Source organism: Pseudomonas sp. MYb60, from assembly GCF_002979555.1.
GTDB lineage: Bacteria > Pseudomonadota > Gammaproteobacteria > Pseudomonadales > Pseudomonadaceae > Aquipseudomonas.
In genome coordinates, this window is sequence record NZ_PCOZ01000014.1 from 20,426 (window position 1) to 38,916 (window position 18,491).

At 63.9% G+C, this 18,491-nt stretch carries 16 protein-coding genes and 1 tRNA gene; 9 read left to right on the forward strand and 8 right to left on the reverse strand.

Annotated features, from left to right (window positions below):
- Positions 1 to 7: 7 nt before the first annotated feature.
- The 5 genes from fecE to CQ041_RS20390 all read right to left on the reverse strand — a co-directional run bounded on the left by fecE (position 8) and on the right by CQ041_RS20390 (position 6,319).
- Positions 8 to 799, reverse strand: coding sequence for a Fe(3+) dicitrate ABC transporter ATP-binding protein FecE (fecE, locus tag CQ041_RS20370; RefSeq protein WP_105524062.1), 792 nt, complete (start codon positions 797 to 799; stop codon positions 8 to 10).
- A 4-nt stretch (positions 800 to 803) separates the two neighbouring features.
- The gene (locus tag CQ041_RS20375; protein ID WP_105524063.1) at positions 804 to 1,772 is read right to left on the reverse strand and encodes an iron chelate uptake ABC transporter family permease subunit; all 969 of its coding nucleotides are present in this window, start codon (positions 1,770 to 1,772) and stop codon (positions 804 to 806) included.
- Positions 1,769 to 2,758, reverse strand: a complete 990-nt coding sequence (fecC, locus tag CQ041_RS20380) for an iron-dicitrate ABC transporter permease FecC (protein WP_105524064.1) — start codon at positions 2,756 to 2,758, stop codon at positions 1,769 to 1,771. The genes CQ041_RS20375 and fecC overlap by 4 nt, the downstream gene beginning before the upstream one ends.
- A gap of 2 nt (positions 2,759 to 2,760) precedes the next feature.
- Positions 2,761 to 3,681 (reverse strand): Fe(3+) dicitrate ABC transporter substrate-binding protein FecB, encoded by a 921-nt coding sequence (locus CQ041_RS20385; RefSeq protein WP_105524065.1) that lies wholly within the window; start codon positions 3,679 to 3,681, stop codon positions 2,761 to 2,763.
- Between the two features lie 253 nt (positions 3,682 to 3,934).
- Positions 3,935 to 6,319, reverse strand: coding sequence for a TonB-dependent receptor (locus CQ041_RS20390; RefSeq protein ID WP_105524066.1), 2,385 nt, complete (start codon positions 6,317 to 6,319; stop codon positions 3,935 to 3,937).
- Positions 6,320 to 6,548: 229 nt separating this feature from the next.
- Between CQ041_RS20390 and CQ041_RS20395 the strand changes: the two genes are divergently transcribed.
- Positions 6,549 to 7,331: an IclR family transcriptional regulator gene (locus CQ041_RS20395; RefSeq protein WP_105524067.1), complete on the forward strand. Its 783-nt coding sequence runs from the start codon at positions 6,549 to 6,551 to the stop codon at positions 7,329 to 7,331.
- Here the strand turns inward: CQ041_RS20395 and CQ041_RS20400 are convergent.
- Together CQ041_RS20400 and CQ041_RS20405 are read right to left on the reverse strand one after the other, a co-directional pair.
- Complete coding sequence (locus tag CQ041_RS20400) at positions 7,328 to 8,806, reverse strand: class I adenylate-forming enzyme family protein (RefSeq protein ID WP_105524068.1); 1,479 nt, start codon at positions 8,804 to 8,806, stop codon at positions 7,328 to 7,330. The genes CQ041_RS20395 and CQ041_RS20400 overlap by 4 nt on opposite strands.
- Before the next feature lie 2 nt (positions 8,807 to 8,808).
- A complete protein-coding gene (locus CQ041_RS20405) occupies positions 8,809 to 9,831 on the reverse strand; it encodes an alcohol dehydrogenase catalytic domain-containing protein (RefSeq protein WP_105524069.1) in 1,023 nt (340 codons plus the stop codon).
- Positions 9,832 to 9,978: 147 nt separating this feature from the next.
- On the opposite strand from CQ041_RS20405, the gene CQ041_RS20410 reads away from it, so the two are divergent.
- The 8 genes from CQ041_RS20410 to CQ041_RS20440 all read left to right on the forward strand — a co-directional run bounded on the left by CQ041_RS20410 (position 9,979) and on the right by CQ041_RS20440 (position 18,070).
- Positions 9,979 to 10,680, forward strand: a complete 702-nt coding sequence (locus tag CQ041_RS20410) for an enoyl-CoA hydratase/isomerase family protein (protein ID WP_105524070.1) — start codon at positions 9,979 to 9,981, stop codon at positions 10,678 to 10,680.
- A 103-nt stretch (positions 10,681 to 10,783) separates the two neighbouring features.
- Positions 10,784 to 13,297: a TonB-dependent siderophore receptor gene (locus CQ041_RS20415; protein WP_105524071.1), complete on the forward strand. Its 2,514-nt coding sequence runs from the start codon at positions 10,784 to 10,786 to the stop codon at positions 13,295 to 13,297.
- Positions 13,297 to 14,610, forward strand: a complete 1,314-nt coding sequence (locus CQ041_RS20420; protein ID WP_231501213.1) for an MFS transporter — start codon at positions 13,297 to 13,299, stop codon at positions 14,608 to 14,610. Before CQ041_RS20415 ends, CQ041_RS20420 begins: the two co-directional genes overlap by 1 nt.
- Before the next feature lie 21 nt (positions 14,611 to 14,631).
- Complete coding sequence (locus CQ041_RS20425) at positions 14,632 to 15,816, forward strand: acyl-CoA dehydrogenase family protein (protein WP_105524073.1); 1,185 nt, start codon at positions 14,632 to 14,634, stop codon at positions 15,814 to 15,816.
- A 9-nt stretch (positions 15,817 to 15,825) separates the two neighbouring features.
- Positions 15,826 to 16,854, forward strand: a complete 1,029-nt coding sequence (locus CQ041_RS20430; protein WP_256586839.1) for an amidohydrolase — start codon at positions 15,826 to 15,828, stop codon at positions 16,852 to 16,854.
- A 13-nt stretch (positions 16,855 to 16,867) separates the two neighbouring features.
- Positions 16,868 to 17,143 (forward strand): hypothetical protein, encoded by a 276-nt coding sequence (locus CQ041_RS26620; RefSeq protein ID WP_240995164.1) that lies wholly within the window; start codon positions 16,868 to 16,870, stop codon positions 17,141 to 17,143.
- Between the two features lie 427 nt (positions 17,144 to 17,570).
- On the forward strand, positions 17,571 to 17,741 hold the full coding sequence (locus CQ041_RS26900; protein ID WP_308701337.1) for a type II toxin-antitoxin system HicA family toxin: 171 nt from the start codon (positions 17,571 to 17,573) through the stop codon (positions 17,739 to 17,741).
- Positions 17,738 to 18,070 carry a type II toxin-antitoxin system HicB family antitoxin gene (locus tag CQ041_RS20440; protein WP_105524074.1) on the forward strand — a complete coding sequence of 111 codons (333 nt, stop codon included), beginning with the start codon at positions 17,738 to 17,740 and terminating at the stop codon, positions 18,068 to 18,070. Before CQ041_RS26900 ends, CQ041_RS20440 begins: the two co-directional genes overlap by 4 nt.
- Before the next feature lie 268 nt (positions 18,071 to 18,338).
- Here CQ041_RS20440 and CQ041_RS20445 read toward each other — a convergent pair.
- A tRNA-Pro gene (locus CQ041_RS20445) sits at positions 18,339 to 18,415 on the reverse strand.
- Positions 18,416 to 18,491 lie beyond the last annotated feature (76 nt).

Sequence of the window (18,491 nt, forward strand, 5' to 3'; positions counted from 1 at the left end):
AACTGCATCAGGCTTGAGCGCGGGTGCTTTTTTCGATCAGGCACATCGGGGTTCCGGCAATCGGTTCCTGCATCACCTGCACCTGCACCTCAAACACCTGCCGCATCAGTGCTGCACTGATCACTGCCCCCGGCTCACCGTCAGCCACCAGTTTGCCGCCGTGCATCACTGCCAGATGATCGGCATAGCGGCAAGCCTGGTTGATATCGTGCAGGACAGTCATCACCGTCTTGCCTTCCGCCGCCAGGTCCCGCATCAGGTCCATCAGTTCAACCTGATGGCTGATGTCGAGGTAAGTGGTGGGTTCATCCAGCAATACCACCGGCGCGTTCTGCGCCAGCACCATCGCCAGCCATGCACGTTGACGCTGGCCGCCGGACAGGTCGGCCAATGCGCGGTCCGCCAGCACGTCCAGTTCCAGGCGCTGCATGGCCTGGGTCACATGGGACTGATCGCGGCCGCTCAAACGCCCCCACAGCGAGTTATGCGGGCTGCGCCCATAGGCGACCAACTGGCGCACGCTCACCCCTTCCGGCACCGGCAAGACTTGCGGCAGGAATGCAATCTGCCGCGCCAGTTCACGGGCGGACAAGCTGGCGTAGGCCTGGCCGTCCAGGGTCAGCTCACCCTCGGTCGGCTTGAGAATCCGCGCAAACGCCTTGAGCAAGGTGGACTTGCCGCAGCCGTTGGGGCCGATCAACGCGGTGACCTTCCCCGCCGGCGGTGTGAACGAAAGCCCTTGCACGATGCGAGTCGCGCCGTAACCGATATCGAGCTGTCGTGCCTGAAGAATACTCATGGGATCAGCCCTTGAACCGTGCCAGCAACCAAAGAAAATACGGCGCGCCAATCACCGCGGTGAGCACCCCTGCGGGGATTTCGCTGGGCGCGATCAACGTACGCCCGAGGGTGTCGGCCAGCACCAGCAACAGCGCGCCGATCAGCATCGCGGCGGGCAACAGCCATTGGTGATGCCCACCCACCAGCCTGCGTGCCATATGCGGCGCCACCAGCCCGATAAAGCCAATCGGCCCGATCACACCCACCCCCAGGCTGGTCAGCAGCACCGCGCAGGCCATCGCCAACCAACGCGTGCGGCTCAAGGCCGTGCCGAGGCTGTGGGCCGCTTCATCGCCGAGGGCGATCAGGTTCAGGGGTTTGGCCAGGCACAGGCCCAGCGGGATCAGCAGCAGGAACGGCAGCACCAGCGCCACATGGTGCCAGTTGCGGCTCCACAGGCTGCCGGTGAGCGCGAGCAACGCGGTGTTGATATCCAGCGGGTGGGACAGGATCAGAAACTCGGTGATGCTGGACAAGGTCACCGCAATCGCCACCCCGGACAGCGCAAAGCGCACCCCGGAAAAACTCACCCCGGTGTTGTACAGCGCCAACAGCAATGCACCGCCAGCCCCCCCGAGGCAGGCCACCAGCGGCAGCCAGGCAATCGGCATCTGCGGCCAGTTGATGATCGCCACGGTCAGTGCCAGGCCGGCACCCTGGGTTACGCCGAGGATTTCGGGGGAGGCCAGCGGGTTGCGGATCACGCCCTGCACCATCGCCCCGGCCAGGCCGAAAGCCGCACCGGCAAGGATCGCGATCAGGCTGCGCGGCAGGCGGTGGTTCCACACTTCAAAGTCGAGGGCGTCGTGGGCCAGCAGGCGGTCAAGGACGGTGCCAGGGCTGAGCCACTGCGTGCCGGCGCTGAGGCTGACAAACGTCGCCAGCAGCAATAGACCGAGCAGCAGCCACAGGCGCACATTCGGGCGGATCATAGGGCGCGCCTGGCGAGAAAGAGGAAGAACGGCGCGCCGATCAACGCCGTGACGACGCCCGCAGGGGTTTCCACCGGGAAGGCCACGGCGCGGCTGAGCAGGTCGGCGCCCAGTACGATCACCGCGCCCAATGCCGCGCTCAGCGGGATCAGCCAGCGGTAATCGTTGCCGAGGAACTGGCGCAGGATATTCGGCGCGATCAACCCGACAAAGCCGATCGGCCCGACCGCACAGACACTGGCGCCGACCAGCAACAAGCTGGCGACAAACACCTGCAAGCGCAGGCTGGCGATGCCGACGCCCAACGAGCGTGCGGCGTCTTCGCCGAGGTTGATCAGGTTCAACCGCGGCGCGCACCACAGCGCCCACAGGCCACCGATCAGGGCGCACGGCCAGAGCAACTGCACCTGGGCGGCGCCGGCATTGGCGAGGGAACCGGCCAGCCAGTTGAGGACGCTTTGCGCCTGGGCTTCCACCAGGATCACTGTGAGCCGGGTCAACGCCGCGCACAACGCTGCAACAGCGACACCGGCCAGCACCAGGCGGCCCTGTGCGGTGGTCGGCGACCAGGCACCACCGAGACTGAATACAGTGATCCACGCCAGCCCGCCGCCGAGGCAGGTCATCAGCAACGCACCACCGGCAAAGGGCGGCGTGACCAATCCGGTGGAGAACAACGCCAACCCCAACGCCGCGCCGGCGGTCACGCCAAACAGCGACGGCGACGCCAGGCGGTTGCGCGTGATGCCCTGCATCAACGCGCCGGCCAGCCCCAGGCAGGCGCCGACCAACGCCGCACACACCGCGCGCGGCACCCGCAACTGGGCAACGATGTAGGCCATATTGCCGCCCACGCTGCCTTGATGCACCAGGCCGTTCCACGCATCCGTCGCCGTGATGGTGAACGGCGACCAGCTGTACAGCGACCACCAGAACAACACGGCCCCCAGCAGCACAATGGCAACGGCGGCGACACTGCGCTGCACGCTTATTGGCTCAATACGGCTTTGCCGCCTTTGAGGATTGCCAAAGCGTCTTCGGCGATCTGCTCCGAGGCCAATACCCCGCGGTTGCGCGCCCAACTGTCGCCGTCCACTTCGGCGACGTGCTGGTTGCGAACGGCACCCAGTACTTGCCACAGCGGCTGCTTGCTCCAGCTGTCGACGATGCTCGGGCGGCGATAATGGCCGACCAGCAGCCAGCCGGGATCCAGGGCGAGCAGTTGTTCGAGGCTGACGAATTCGGTGGGCGCAGCGTTGGCGCGGACCGAAGGGACCTTCAGGCCGATGGCTTTCAACACGCTGCCGGCGTAGGAATCAGGGCCGTGAACGGAGAAGCTGTCTTCCCGCGCGACGCCGAACAAGACGCTGGCCCCCGTCGGGATCTGCTGGGCGATGGCCTTGAGGTGTGCGCGGTTCTTCTGGATGCGCGCCTGCATCTCTGGGGTCTTGCCGAGCGCCTTGCCGATCAGCTCGGCGGAGGTGAGGCTGCCCTCGTAATCCTCGCCACGCGATGGCAACAGCAGCGTCGGTGCGATGCTCGCCAGGTCGCTGTACAACGCCTGGTGACGGTTGAGGTCGGCGACGATCAGGTCCGGTTTGAGCCGGGCGATTTCCTCGATGCTCGGTTGCGAGCGCAGGCCCACCGATTTCCACTGGCCGATGGCCTGACGCACACGCGGCAGCACACGGTTGGCATCGCCATCATCGGCGGCGCCAACGGGGGTCACGTCCACGGCGGCGAGGCTGTCGAGAAAGGAGAACTCCAGCACCACCACACGCTTGGGCGCATCCGGCAGGTGCACAGTGTGCTGGCCGTCGTTGACGTCGATGGGAGCAGCGTTCAATACGCTTGAGGAAAACGCCAGCAGGCAGGCGGCCAGGGTGGGGATAGAGCGCAGCAATCGCATGACAAGAACCTCGACGGTGAAACACCCAGGCTAGACAGGCCTGGGAAAACGGCGGGTACTATTCCATATCGAGACGGTGTGATCAAAAAACATTCTCATTCAGTTGATGAAACTACACCTGACGCTGCTGGGAAATGTGAGAGGGGCTTGCCCCCGATGAGGGCGTGTCAGTTGACACATCGTTGGCTGACATACCGCCATCGGGGGGCAAGCCCCCTCGCACAGGGGCTCCAATCCATGTTGGGAGCGGTGCCTAGAAATCGACCGTGGCCGACAGCAGGTAAGTGCGCGGTGTCGCCAGGGTCAGGCCTGGTTCACTGTCGTCCGAGGCACCCGCGGAGCTCCAGTAGCGTTTGTCGGCGACGTTCTCCACGTTGGCGCGCAGGGTCACCTGCTTGTCGTCCACCTTGAAGGCATAGCGCGCGCCGACGTCGATGCGGTTCCAGGCGTCGATTTCCTTGACGTTGGACTGGTCCAGGTACTGCGAACTGGAGTGGATGCCACGGCTGGTCAGGGTCAGGCCTTCCAGCCCCGGTACATCCCATTCGGCACCGAGGTTGACATTGTATTTGGGCGTGGCCGGTGCGCGGTTGCCGTCCCAGGCGCCGTTGGTGGTTTCCTTGAGCTTGCTGTCGATGTACATCACCCCGCCCAGCAGGCGCACACCCTTGAGTGGCTCGCCGAACACGCTCAGCTCCACCCCGGCGTTCTCGCGCTTGCCGTTGGGGCCGAACACCCGCGTGGTGGCATTGGTTTCATAGGCCGGCTGCTTGATGCGGAACACCGCAGCGGTCACGGCGAAAGCGCCAGCGTCGTATTTGGCGCCCACTTCCACTTGGCGGCTGACGAACGGCGGGAAGATCTGGTCTTCGTTGACCGACGTCGATGGCGCGATCTTGCCCTGGCTCAGGCCTTCCATGTAGTTGGCGTACAGCGACAGCTTGTCGGTGGCCTTGAACAACAGCCCACCGGACGGCGAGAGCTTTTCTTCGTCGTAGGCGGTGGCGCCTTTGACGTTGTCACTCCAGTCGTCGACTTTGACGCGCTGCCAGCGTGCGCCGAGGGTCAGCAGCAGGCGATCGTCGAAAAAGCCCAGGGTGTCGGACAGCGCCAGGCCGCTGAAGCGGTTCTCGGTATAGACCTTGGCGTCATAGCGGGTCGGGCGCGACGGCGTCGGGGTTTGCACCGGGTTGTAGAGGTTGCTTGAAGGCGACGTATAGCGCGCGCCGCCATTTTCGAAGTCCATGTAGAAGTAGCTGGCGGCCAGGTTGACCTCGTGGCTCACCGGCCCGGTATGGAACCAGTTGCGCACGCCGGCGGTGTAGGTGCGCACGTTTTCATCGCGGGTGAAGTCCCGGGGCTGCACGCTGAACGCTCCCGCGGCGTTGCTCACCGACACGGCGTGACGCAGGAAGTCGTGGTTGCTTTTGCGCAGGCCCATGCCGCCGTAAAGCATCACGTTATCGCTGAGGTCGTACTCGGCGTTGAAGGTGCCGAAGGTGTCCTTGGTACGCGCCTTGCTCCAGGCCTGCGCGTAGTTGCGGCGCACATCGCTGGCGCGCGGTACCGGTGCGGCGGCGGCGACTTGCACGCGCTCCTGGGGCGCATCGGTGTCGCGCTCGGTGTGCCCGATGTCACTGGAAAGGCGCAGGCGCTCACCGCGAAAATCCAGGCCCAGCACGGCCATCTCGCGGTCGACGCTCTGGTGGTCCCACTCGGTGTCGCCGGACTGCTTCACACCGTTGAAGCGCAGGCCGAACTTATTGTCTTCGCCAAAACGGCGGCCCACGTCCACGGCGCCGCCGGCCTGGCTGTCGGACGCCCAGGTGCCGGTGAACGAGTTGATGTCCTTGTCGGTGGCGCGCTTGGGCACCACATTGATACCGCCGCCCACGCTGCCGCGCGGCGAGATGCCGTTGATCAACTGGCTCGGGCCCTTGAGGATGTCGACGCGGTCGGCCATCTCCATGTCGATGGTGTACGTGGGCAGCACGCCGTACAGGCCGTTGTAGGCCACATCGCTGTTGAACAGGCTGAAGCCACGGATGGTGAACTGCTCGTAGCGCCCGCCGGCCGGATTGGTGGCGCGTACCGACGGGTCGGCGGCAATCACGTCGCCAAGGGTGCGGGCCTGCTGGTTCTTCACCGCGTCGGCGGTGTACGTGGTGATGCTGAACGGGGTCTCCATGAAGTCCCGCGTGCCGAGCATGCCCTGGGCCGTGCGGCGCGCCACTTGACCACCGGCATAGGTGTCGCCGTCGTACAGGCCGGTGGTGCCGAGGATCGAGGTCGGCGCCAGTTCAAGGGTGCTGGCGTCCGGCGCGGGGATCAGCATGTAGGCGCCCTCGCCCATCGGTTGCAGTTGCAGCCCGGAACCTTGCAGCAGGCGCATGAACCCCTCTTCCACGCCGAACTCGCCAGACAAGCCACTGCTGCTGCGTCCGCTGACCAGCGCCGGGTCCACCGACAGGTTGACCCCGGCCAGGCCGGCGAACCGGGTGAGCGCCGCGCTCAGGCTGCCGGCCGGCACCTGGTAGCTGCGGCGGGCATCGTCGGCGTAGCTGACGGCGGCGAATAGCGGGCTGGCACTGAGGCTCAGCAGCAGGCTCAGCTTAAGCAAGGGGCGGACTACGGGCATGGGAGGAAGCTCTCGATTTTGTTCACTTGCCTGAAATGACAGGCGAGGGCAAAAAAAGGGACAGGCTTGTTCAGCTATTTTTTTCAGCACGGTATGCCCTGCCGGCGATTCCATCACCTAAAGCAGTGCAAAGGCTTCACCCGGCAACGGATCGCGGCTAACCTTGTCCACCGGCCAAGCCTGCGACCTGCGCTTGTCGAACACAATGATTTCGGAAGCCTGCGCACTCATGGATATTTCTTCGACTCCGCCCTCGCCCGCCAGCCACAAGGAAAATGCGGGTGGCCGCGTCCAGGTCATCGACCGTTCGATCGTGCTGCTGCGCACCCTCGCCGGGCTCAAGCATGGCGCCAGTGCCTTGGACCTGGCGCGCCTGACCGGTATCGACCGCACCACCATCCACCGCCTGCTCAAGACCCTCACCCATTGGAGCCTGATCGAATCCCAGAGCGGCACCTATCGCCTCGGACCGGAGAGCCTGATCTATTCGGCGGCCTATTTGAACCGGCTGAACCTGCGCAAGATCGCCCTGCCCTATGCCATCGAGTTGCAACGGGTGATCGGCGAGCGCCAGGCGATCGTGTCGCTGTCGGTGCCGGTGGGTGACCAGGTTGTGCTGATCGAGCGGATGTGGACGCCAACCACGCCGCTCAACGTGATCGTCGACCTCGCCGACCAGTTCCCCATCGACGGCAGCCCCAGCGGGCGTGCGGTGCTGGCCACCTACAGCGATGCCGCGGCGCAGGCGATCCTCGGTGAAACGCGGCATGCCAAGGCGCTGCCGGCGCTGGCGCTGATCCGCAGCGAGCAAGACTTTGCCTTCGGCCACGGCGAGTTCAAGCCGGGGTTGTTCTCCGTGGCATTTCCGATTCGCGTCGAGGGCGCGCAAGCGATTGGCGCGGTGGTGGTCGCCGGCCTGGACATGGAAGACGAGACTCACCCAGCCTCATCCCTGGCCAGCCACGTGCGCCGCGCCTGTGAAGGCATCGCGGCGCAGCTGGGCAACCTTTAAGGCTGCAGGTCCAACGCGGCGAGGAGGCGGTTCTTCTGCACCTTGCCGTAGTGGGAACGCGGCAGCTCGTCGATGAAGAACACCCGGCGCGGCACCTTGTAGCGCGACAGCCCGGCGCGGCAGTGGTCCATGAGTTGTTGCGCCGACAGTGGCTGCGAACCGTCCAGTACGACCGCGGCGCACACCTGCTCACCCCATTCCAGATCGGCCAGGCCAAACACGTGCACGTCCTGCACGCCGGGATGGCTCAGCAGGTGTTGCTCGACCTCGCCGGGCTGCACGGATTTGCCGCCGCTGCGGATGATGTCCTTGCAGCGTCCCTGTACACGCAGCAAACCATCGGCACCGATGCGTCCCAGGTCGCCGCTGCGCAGCCAGCCTTGGTCGAGGGTCTTGGCACTGAGTGCTTCGAGCTGCCAATAGCCGGCCATCAATTGCGGGCCGCCGAGCAGGACCTCGCCGATACCTTTGGCGTCCGGCCGGTCGATGCGGATCGCGGCGCTGAACAGCGGACGGCCCACCACACCTTCGCCACTCTCGCCGCTCGCGCGCACGGCAGCCATTTGTGCGGGTGCGAGGTAGCAGCTCCAGGGCGCTTCGGTCATGCCGTAGAGCACGCCGATGCGTTCACCGAACAGGCTGCACGAGCCCTCCAGCACTTCACCGCTCAAGGCCGCCGCGCCCACGTCAAGGCTCTTGAAGGCCGGCAGATCGGCGGGCGCGCTGCCGGTTTCACGTAGCAGGCGCAGCAGTTGGGTGGGCACCAGGGAACTGAAGGCCACCTGATGTTCGCGCAGCTGCGCCATGAAGGTCTTGCCGTCAAACCGCCCCCCCAGCACCACGTGCCCACCGCTGAGCACATGTGCGAACACCGCCACCGCCGCAATCGGCCACAGCGGACGCACGTTGAGCAGTACATCGCCCACGGCCGCACCACGGCCCATGACGATGTTCTGCAACACCGCGCACAAACTGGCGTGGCGATGCATCACCGCCTTGGGTGTGCCGGTGGTGCCGCCGGTGTAGTTGAGTGACGCCAACGACTGGGGCGATTGCGCCGGGCGTGGGGAGGTATCGACGGGTGTGATGCGGCTGACGCTGTGCAGCGGCAGGCTGCGGATACCCAGCCCCTGCGCCACCTCGGCGTATGCTTCGGAATACAGCAGCAACCCCGCGCCGGCATCCTGCAATTGCGCGGCCAGTTCATCGGTAGACAACGCCGGGTCCAGCGGCACCCGCACGCGACCGGTGGCCATGCAGCCGTAGTCGGCGAGCAGGTAGTCGAGGCTGGCGTCGGCGAGCAAGGCTACCCGTGAGCCCGTCGGGACGTGCAGTTGGTCCAGCGCGTGGCCGACGCCGCTCAACGCCCGGTCCAACTGGGCAAAGGTCAGGCTACGGGCGCTGGCGGTTTCGTGCAGGGCGATGCGCTCGGGCCATTTATAGGCGGCCTGACTGAGCAGTGTGCTGATGTCCATGCTTACCACCCACTCAACACAATGCGCCCGTTGACCTGTCGCGACTCCAGCAAGGCGTGCGCCTCAGCCACCTGGTGAAAGGGCAGCACGCGGTCGATCAGCGGCTTGACCTGCCCGCCCTTGATCAACGCAAGCGCCACGCGCACTTCTTCCAGCGTGGCACTGCCCGAGCCCTGTACCCGCAGGCGTCGGCCGATCAACAGGCCGGGGTTGACCGGCACGGCTGCTGGCGCGACGTTGCCCAGTACCACCACGCGACCGCCGAGGGTCATGCTGCGCAAGGTGTCTTCGAGGGTGCTGCCGAGGTTTTCCATGGCCACGTCGACGCCACGTTTACCCGTGAGTCGCCACACTTCGGCGCTGTAATGTCCGCTGCTGACGATCACTTCATCGGCGCCCAGGCGGTGGAGAAATTCGCGTTTGTCGGCGCTGCCGGTCACCGCGATGACCCGTGCACCGAACGCCTTGGCCAGTTGAATCTGGTGAGCCCCCAGGCCACCGCTGGCGCCGTTGACCAACACGCTTTCACCGGGCTTGAGCGCCGCTTCGCCGAGTAGCGCGCGCACGCTGGTACCAATCGGGCAGGACGCCAGCGCCGCCTGCACATAGTCGAGGCCGTCGGGCAGTTCGATGGCGGAAATCGCCGGCACTCGCAGAAATTGCGCATAGGCGCCTTCGGTGTCTACCGACGGCAGGCCGAGGGCGCGGCACAGGTCCTGGCGGCCGCGCAGGCAGTCGCGGCACTGGCCGCAGAAACGACGCTGGTACACCACCACCCGCGCACCGACGGCCAAGTGGTGCAAACCGCTGCCCACTTCGACGACCTCACCGGCCACTTCATGGCCGAGCACCACGCCCGTGTGCGCCCCCGGCAACTGCCCCGCGCGGTGCAGCACGTCATGGTGGCACACCCCGGCCGCCTCGACTTTGACCAGAACTTCGCCCGCACCCGCCTGGGGGGTAGGCACCTCTTCCACCTGCAATTGCTCCGGTCCGCCGAAGGCTTTTAGAACGATGGCTTTCATTTTATATAACCGTTTATGACCCGATAAGAATATGTTCATATAACAAACATATTGTTTGCATTGTGCACATGCTTTAAGTTTTCCTCACTTTGACGCGGACCTCAAGGGGCAATCGCGTCTTTCTTTCACACTTGATGAAAAGCACCCATGACAGTCGAGTACCAACCTATTGGCGAAGGAATTCTGGTGGTAACCCTCAACCGCCAGGAGCGTCTCAACGCGCTGGACAGCCAGGCCAAGCACGAACTGGCCGAGGTTTGGCAACGTGCCCAGCAAGATCAGGCCGTGCGCGCCATCGTGTTGCGCGGGGCCGGTGAGCGGGCGTTCTGCGCCGGGTCCGACCTCAAGGAAATCGAAGCCACCGGGGAGACCGTCAGCAGCGATGTGCTCGCCCGCGCCCTGCCCGGCGTCGGCAATGACCTGAGCAAACCGGTGATCGCCGCATTGCACGGGCACACCCTGGGGCTGGGTATCAGCCTGGCAATTCACTGCGATTTTCGCATCGCGCGCCATGACACACGCTTTCACTTTCCCGAAGTGCAGCACGGCATGCTCTCGGGTTTCAGTGCAATCACCCTTCCGAGTCTGATCGGCGAAGCCGCCGCGCTGGACATCATGCTCAGCGCGCGCACGTTCGGCGCTCAAGAGGCGCTAGCCCTCGGCCTGGTCAACCAGGTGGTGGATGACGCCTACGCCAGCTCACTGGAATTGGCCGCGCGCCTGGCCAGTCACTCCGGCAACGCGGTGCAGTGGACCAAGACCCTGCTGCTGGCCGAACGCAAGGCGCGCCTCGCACGGCAGATGGCACTGGTCGACCAGGCCCGACAGGATGTAATGCTGGGACGTTGATCCCTTCCATAACTAGAAACAGCCAACACATAAGCCTCCCCAGTACTGTCAGGAACTCCCACCACAGGAATGGAAAGCGGCACCTAAACATTGGAGCCTCACCATGTCTCGCCCTTACACCCGCTTGCGTCCCAGGCTCAGCCTGCTGACAGTCGGCATCCTCGGGCTGTGCGCCCAGCACGTTGCCCAGGCAGAAGAAAAATCCCTGAGCGGCGACACCGCGCTGCAAACCGTGGTGGTCACCGGCGCCCGGGACAGCGGCCGCACCGTGGCCAAGAGCCTGGCGCCGATCGATGTGATCAGCGCTGACGACCTCGCCCGTTCCGGCAAGCAGAACCTGCGGGATGCCCTGGCCGCCAGCGTGCCGTCCTATACCAACGCAGCGGGCTTTACCGGCGGCACCGGTTTGTCGGTGAAATCCGCGACGTTGCGCGGCCTGGGCGGCAACCATGTGCTGGTGCTGGTCAACGGCAAGCGTCGTCACAACACCTCGCTGATCTTTGTGCAGACCGCCGCCACCTCCAGCGGCCAGTCGCCGGCCGACCTCGATTTGATCCCCATCGCGGCCGTGGACCACGTCGAAGTGCTGCGCGATGGCGCGGCGGCGCAATACGGTTCGGACGCGATTGCCGGGGTGATCAACATCATCCTCAAGCGCAACTCGACGGGCGGCAGTGGCAGCGCTTTATATGGACAGTACGCCAACCGGGTGGGTGGCAAGGGCAACTACGGCGCGCGCGGCCAGGGCCAGGTCAACCAGGGCTTCGAGTTGCCGAACGACGGGTTCTTCAGCCTGAGCGCCGACATCGGTATCCAGGAAAGCTCCAACGTGGCCGGCGCGGTGCCGGATCGCACCAGCATCTATTTCCGCCAGAACGGCCAGCCCGATCCGCGCGAGACCAGCGAAAGCCGCTACCGCCAGCAACTCGGCCAGCCGCGCTCGCAAACCTACAACTTTGGCTACAACGCCGAGCTGCCGCTGAACGAGGACTACACGCTGTACTCGTTCTCGACCCTCAGCCACCGCAACTCCACCAGTTGGGGCACCTACCGCACGGCCAACTCGCCGCAGAACATTGTGTCGGTGTACCCGGACGGCTTCTCGCCGCGCTTCGTGGTGGAAGAAGATGACTTCCAGAGCGTGTTCGGCGTGCGCAACGACGACCTGCTCGGCTGGGCCTGGGACCTCAGCACCAGCTACGGCTACAACAATGCCAACACCCGCAACGAGCGCTCGTTGAACCCGTCCCTCGGCCCCACCAGCCCCCACGACATGGACGGCGGCAATCTGATCGCCAGCCAGTGGACCAACAACCTCGACCTAACCCGCTCGTTCGACACCGGCCTGTTCGCCAAGCCGCTGAACGTGTCCACCGGCCTTGAGTTTCGCCGCGACGGTTTCGAGATCCAGGCCGGCGAATACGCGTCCTACGCCGACGGCGGCTACGTGTTTCCTGCCGGCAGCCCATTGGCCGGCCAGCGCCCCAACCCTGGTGCGCCTGGGCTGGTGGGTTTCACCCCGGCGGATGCGCATAACTATTCGCGCACCAACACCGCTGGCTACGTGGACTTCAGCCAGAGCCTCACCGACAAATGGGACGTGAGCCTCGCCGGGCGTTTCGAGCATTACAGCGACTTTGGCGACACCGGCAGCGGTAAATTCTCCACCCGTTATGCCTTCACGCCGCAGTTCGCCGTGCGCGGCACAGTGAGCAACGGTTTCCGTGCGCCGTCGCTGCAACAGCAGTTCTATTCGTCGTCGCTGACCGCCTGGCGTACCAGCCCGCTCAACGGTCAACTGGAGCAGGCCACCACCCGCTACGTCACCGTCAACGATGCCGCAGGCCAGGCCTTGGGCGCCAAGCAGCTCAAGCCTGAACGCTCGATGAACTACAGCCTCGGTTTTGTCGCTACGCCCACCGAGAACCTGGACGTGACCGTCGACCTGTACCAGATCGACATTAAGGACCGCATCCTGCAAACCAGTAACCTGCAGGGCACCGCCGTATCCAACGTGCTGGCAGCCAACGGCCTGAACCCGAACCAGATCGTTTCGTACTTCGGCAACCTGGCCGACACCCGCACCCGCGGCATCGACCTGGTGGCCGACTACCGCTATGACCTGGGCCGCTACGGCAAGACCAAGTGGACCCTGCTCAGCAACCAGAGCCTGCAGACCATCGAGAAGATCAAGGAGCCGTCGGCACTCGCCGGCACCGGCGTCAGCGCGGTGGGCCGTGATCGCCAAGGCAACCTGACGTCGGCGTATCCGAAGAACACCACCTCGCTCAATGCCGCCTGGCAACTGGGAGACTTCGAGGTGAATCTCAAGGAAACCCGCTACTCCAAGGTCACCGGCCGCAATCAGATTGCTGCCAGCCGCGATGAGGTCATCAAGCCGGCGTTCATCACCGACCTGAGCGTGGGCTACTGGCTGAGCGATGCGGTGAAGATCACCGTGGGCGGCGAGAACATCTTCGACAAACGCCCCGAGCAGTTGAATGACGAAGCCAAGCGCTTCTACTTCTTCCCCACCGACAACCCGACGTACAGCTGGTATTCGCCCTATGGCCTGGAAGGCGCGTACTACTTCGCCAAAGTCGACGTGAGCTGGTGATGACTAACTTCGAACGCCCGGTGGTCGTCTTCGACCAGCGCCTGTACCGCAAACTGGCGTGGCGGATCATGCCATTCCTGTTCCTGTGCTTTGTGCTCAACTGGCTGGACCGGGTCAACATCAGCTTCGCGCACTTGCAGTTCAAGACCGACCTGAACATCAGCGATGCCACGTTCGGCATCATCGTCGGGGTGTTTTCCATCGGTTACCTGTTGTTCGAGATCCCAAGCAATCTGCTGCTGGAGAAGATCGGCGCGAAAAAAACCATGATGCGCATCATGGTGCTCTGGGGCTTGGTGACCATCGCCACCGCGTTCGCCCAGACCCCGGCACAGTTCTATGTGCTGCGGGTGCTGTTGGGGGCGGCCGAGGCCGGGTTCTTTCCTGGGGTGATCCTCTACCTCACGTACTGGTTCCCGGCCAGCCACCGGGCGCGCATTACCTCGCGTTTCATCATGGCGATTGCGGTGTGCGGGATCATCGGCGGGCCGTTGTCGACCAGTATCATGAGCCACTTCGCTGGGGTCGGCGGCTTTACCGGCTGGCAATGGCTGTTCGTGATCACCGGTATTCCGCCGGTGCTCGCCGGCTTGTTCGCGTGGTACTGGCTGGACGACAAACCTGCGTTGGCCAACTGGTTGAGCACAGATGAAAAAGCCGCCATCGAACAGGCCCTGGCCGATGAACGCCAGCAGCGCAAACCGGGGGGGCACACGCGTTTCGTCGAAGCGCTGAAGGACCGCAAGGTCTGGTTCATCACCCTGGCGTACTGCCTGACCATCATGTGCACCGGCAACGTCACCAATATCTGGGCGCCGTCGATCATCCGCGAGTCCGGCGTGAGCAACCTCGGGCAACTTGGGTTGCTCTCCGCCCTGCCCTACGTGGTGGGCGTGTGCGTGATGCTTTGGGCGTGCCGGCATTCGGATGTGAACCAGGAGCGCCGCTGGCATTTTTCCCTCGGTGGGCTGACCGCAGCGCTGGCGATGCTGGTGCTGCCCAACTTCCTGTTCAGCCCGTATTCGGCGATTGCCGTGCTGACCCTGATGACCAGCGGGTACCTGGTCGCCACGGCGATTTTCTGGACCATCCCTACTTACTACTTGTCGGACCACGCCAAGGCGGCCGGCCTGGCGCTGGTCAATTGCTGCGGGCAAATCAGCAGCCTGCTCACGCCGATCATGATCGGCGCCATCAAGACCTCCACTGGCAGTATCAGCCTTGCGCTGTATATCGTCGCGGCGCTGGTGGCGGCTGGCACCCTGATCCTGTTGTTTGGCGTTCCACGCAGCGCCCTGCGCGACGCTTCCTGACCTTTTTGGATGGACATTTCCATGACCGACTACCTCGCCCTCGCCCACCAACTGGCCGCACAGATCCAACCCGGCGCCGCCGAGCGTGACGCGGGCCGAATCTTGCCGTTTGCCCAACTCGACCTGATCCGCCAGTCTGGCCTGGGCGCCGCGCGAGTGCCCATCGAGCTGGGTGGCGGCGACGTCAGCCAACTGCAAGTGGCGCAGATTTTCATCACCTTGGCCAAGGCTGATCCAAGCGTGGCGCAGGCGCTGTTTCCGCACTTCGCCACCGTCGAGCATCTGCGCCTGATCGCCAATCCCGAGCAGCAACGCGAGTACCTGGGGGCCTTTGCCGAACGCCAGTTGTCATCGGGCGCGATTGCCGAGCGCAGCGGCACCTTTCGCGGTGAAATCCACACGTGCCTGGAGCGACGTGGTGAACAACGGGTGCTCAACGGCAGCAAGTTCTACAGCACCGGTTGCCTGTTTGCCGACCTGCTGAAGATCCAGGCAGTGGATGAGGACGGTCATGCCGTGTACGTGATGCTGCCCAAGGATACGCCCGGCATTACCTTGCTGGATGACTGGGATGGCATGGGCCAGCGCGTTACCGCCAGCGGCAGCACGTTGCTGGAGAACGTGAGTGTGCGTGCGGAGCAGGTGATTCCGTTGGCGCAGTGGTATCAGCGCCGCAACTATATCGGCGCCAGCGCGCAGTTGATCCATTGCGCGCTGGATGTGGGCATCGGCCTGGCGGCGCTGGACGACGCGGTGGAGTGGGCACGCACGGGCACCCGGCCGGTGCGCGAGAGCGGTGTGGATTCCGCGCGTCAGGACCCTTACATCCTGCACACGCTTGGCGACCTCGCTGCACGGATTCACGGCGCCGAGGCGTTGGTAGAAAAGGCCGCCGGGGCCGTGGACCTGGCGGCACGCACGCAGTTGCAGGGCTTGGCCGAGGGCGAGGAACTGGAAGCGATTCTGGTGAAATCCTCGATTGCGGTGGCCGAAGCCAAGATCGCCTCGACCCGCGCCGCGCTGTTTGTGTGCGAGCGGCTGTATGAAATCGGCGGCGCGGCAACCACCCAGTCGCGCTACAACTTCGACCGCCACTGGCGCAACGCGCGCACCCACACCACCCATGACGCGCTGGCCTACAAGTACAAGGCGATCGGCGACTACCTGCTGAATGCCAAAGCACCACCGATTGCGTTCACCTACTGAGCCGTGGATATGTCCAAGCTAGGGATCTTCTTGCTGCTGTCCGGCACCGCGTCGGCCGCCGAGCCTTGGGCGGACCTCGACGCGCAGATCAGCCGGGTGCTGCCCGGTGTGATCGAGTTGCGCCACGCCATTCATCAACACCCCGAGTTGGGCAATCGGGAATTCCACACCAGCGAACGCATCGCTCGACGCTTGCGCGAGTTGGGCCTGGAGGTGCAGAGCGGCATTGCCCACACCGGAGTGATCGGTATTTTGCGCGGCGGCAAACCTGGCCCGGTGGTGGCGATCCGCGCCGAACTGGACGCGCTGCCCCTCACCGAACAGACCGGCCTGCCGTATGCCTCCACCGTGCGCGCCAACGATGAAGGCGGAGATTTTCGCAGTCGCGGCAAGGACGTCGGCGTGATGCACGCCTGTGGCCACGATGCGCATATGGTGATGGCGTTGGGGGTGGCCGAGGTGTTGGCGGGCCATCGCGAGCAGTTGCCGGGCACGCTCAAATTGATTTTCCAGCCCGCCGAGGAAGGCCCGCCGCTGGGTGAGCAAGGCGGCGCGCACTTGATGATCAAGCAAGGCGCCCTGCAAAACCCGGCGCCGGCGGTGATCTTCGGCATTCATGTGACCGCCGGCACGGCGGGTACCTTCACCCTCAGCCGCCAACGCACCACCGCGGCGGCGGATACCTTCGTGGCGCACATCGTCGGACGCCAGACCCATGCAGCCTTCCCTTGGACCGGCATCGACCCGGTACCCGTGGCGGCCCAGGTGATCCTGGCGTGGCAGACCATTCCCAGCCGCCAGTCAAACCTGAGCCTGCTGCCGGCGCCAGTGATTTCCGTGGGCCGTATCGAAGCCGGCGACCGGCATAACATCATTCCCGCCGAGGTGCGCCTGGAGGGTTCGATCCGTACCGTCAGCGATGAACAGCGCGACGATGTGTTGCAGCGCATGACCCGCACCGCCGAAAACATCGCGAAGGCCTCGGGGGGCATCTGCCAAGGTCGAATACCTGCCGGGAAACTACCGCGCCGGCTATAACAACACTGCCCTGGTGGACCAATTGATACCGGTGCTGCAACAGGTGTCGACCACACCGGTGCGCATCGACAACGGCACCTACGGTGCCGACGATTTTGCCGAGTACGCACGGCAGATTCCGGGGATCTTCATGCGCATGGGAGTGACGCCGCCGGCGCTGGAGGGCAAGGCCGTGTGGCCGACGCACTCGCCGGGATTCCTGGTGGATGACCCGAGCCTGGCGGTGGGAATTCGCGCATTGAGCCGGATGACCTTGAGTTATATGGGCGCAGCGGGGGGAGCAAAATAGAGGAGGGTTTGGGCGTAGCGCGGCAGCATTTACGATGCTGACGAAGAGTTCGCTGGACAAGTCTGTCAACGTGCGAACAAAAAAAGGGGGGCGCGAGATAAATCTCGTGCCCCCCTTTTTCACTACCCCGTCGGCGGCAAATACGATTGCCTGACCTGGCCGCACGACCTCTACAAATTCAGCATGCAGAACATCTGCTTCGCTGCGAATGTGTCGTGCGGACTCTCGTAGCTCATCGATCAGCCTCTACAAATGCCCGAGCATGTATTGACCATCATCAACGGCCCCATCGTATTTCAGCAGATTTCGTTAGGTCGAATTATGCTATCATTTATTGATAGCATCGCCGCCATGAAGAACAGGCATCGAAAAACCTTAGAAGCAATCTACCGTACGCCAACAAGCGCGTCGGTGGTGTTCGCTGGCATTGATCATCCACCTGGGCGGCCAGGTACTGGAGCGCGAAGGCTCGCGGGTCAAGCTCGTATTGGGAGACGCGCACTGGCGTTGCCATCGGCCCCATCCAGGAAAGGAGGCCAAGAAATATCAAATGGAAGAGGCTCGCGAATTTCTACAGCGGGCGGGAGTTGAACTATGAACACCATGACTTATAAGGGCTATACCGCCCGAGTTGAATTTGATGAGCGTGACGACATCTTTGTCGGTCGAGTGCTGGGCGTGCGTGACATCATCAGCTTTCACGCTGACTCCGTGGCTAAACTGCGTGCCGAGCTTGCTAGCGCGATCGACGACTACTTGGTGGATTGCGCCGAGCAAGGTGTCAACCCCGAGAAGCCTGCGTCTGGGAAGGTGATGCTGCGAATTCGCCCCGAAGTGCATGCTGCTGCAACGATTGCAGCCCAAAGCGCTGGCAAGAGCCTGAACCAATGGGCCGACGAGGTGTTTGAACGGGCTACGCACGCCTGATCGCAGACACAGGAAGCCCGGCGCTGGGCCGGGCTTTGAGCCGCGAAGAAGCCTATTGCTTGCTTGCAGCGAATACTTCTCTACCCAATCTTGTATCGAGCGATTCGATGCCCTTACTACCCACCTGACGCTGCCTGGCATTGATGGGGTGCCAGAGCCGACGCTATCGCTAGCTCGCAGCCACCCAGATCCAGGATATTCGTGGGAGTATTTTTTAAGGCATGAAAAAGCCCAACCTTTTCAGATTGGGCTAAGTCACTGAAAAATATGGTCGGGACGGAGTGATTCGAACACTCGACCCCTAGCACCCCATGCTAGTGCGCTACCGGACTGCGCTACGCCCCGACTAGGCGTGTTACTGGGTTTGCTTCGCAACGAAGCGATCAAGAATATACCGCAAGCTTTTGAAATGTGGAAGTAT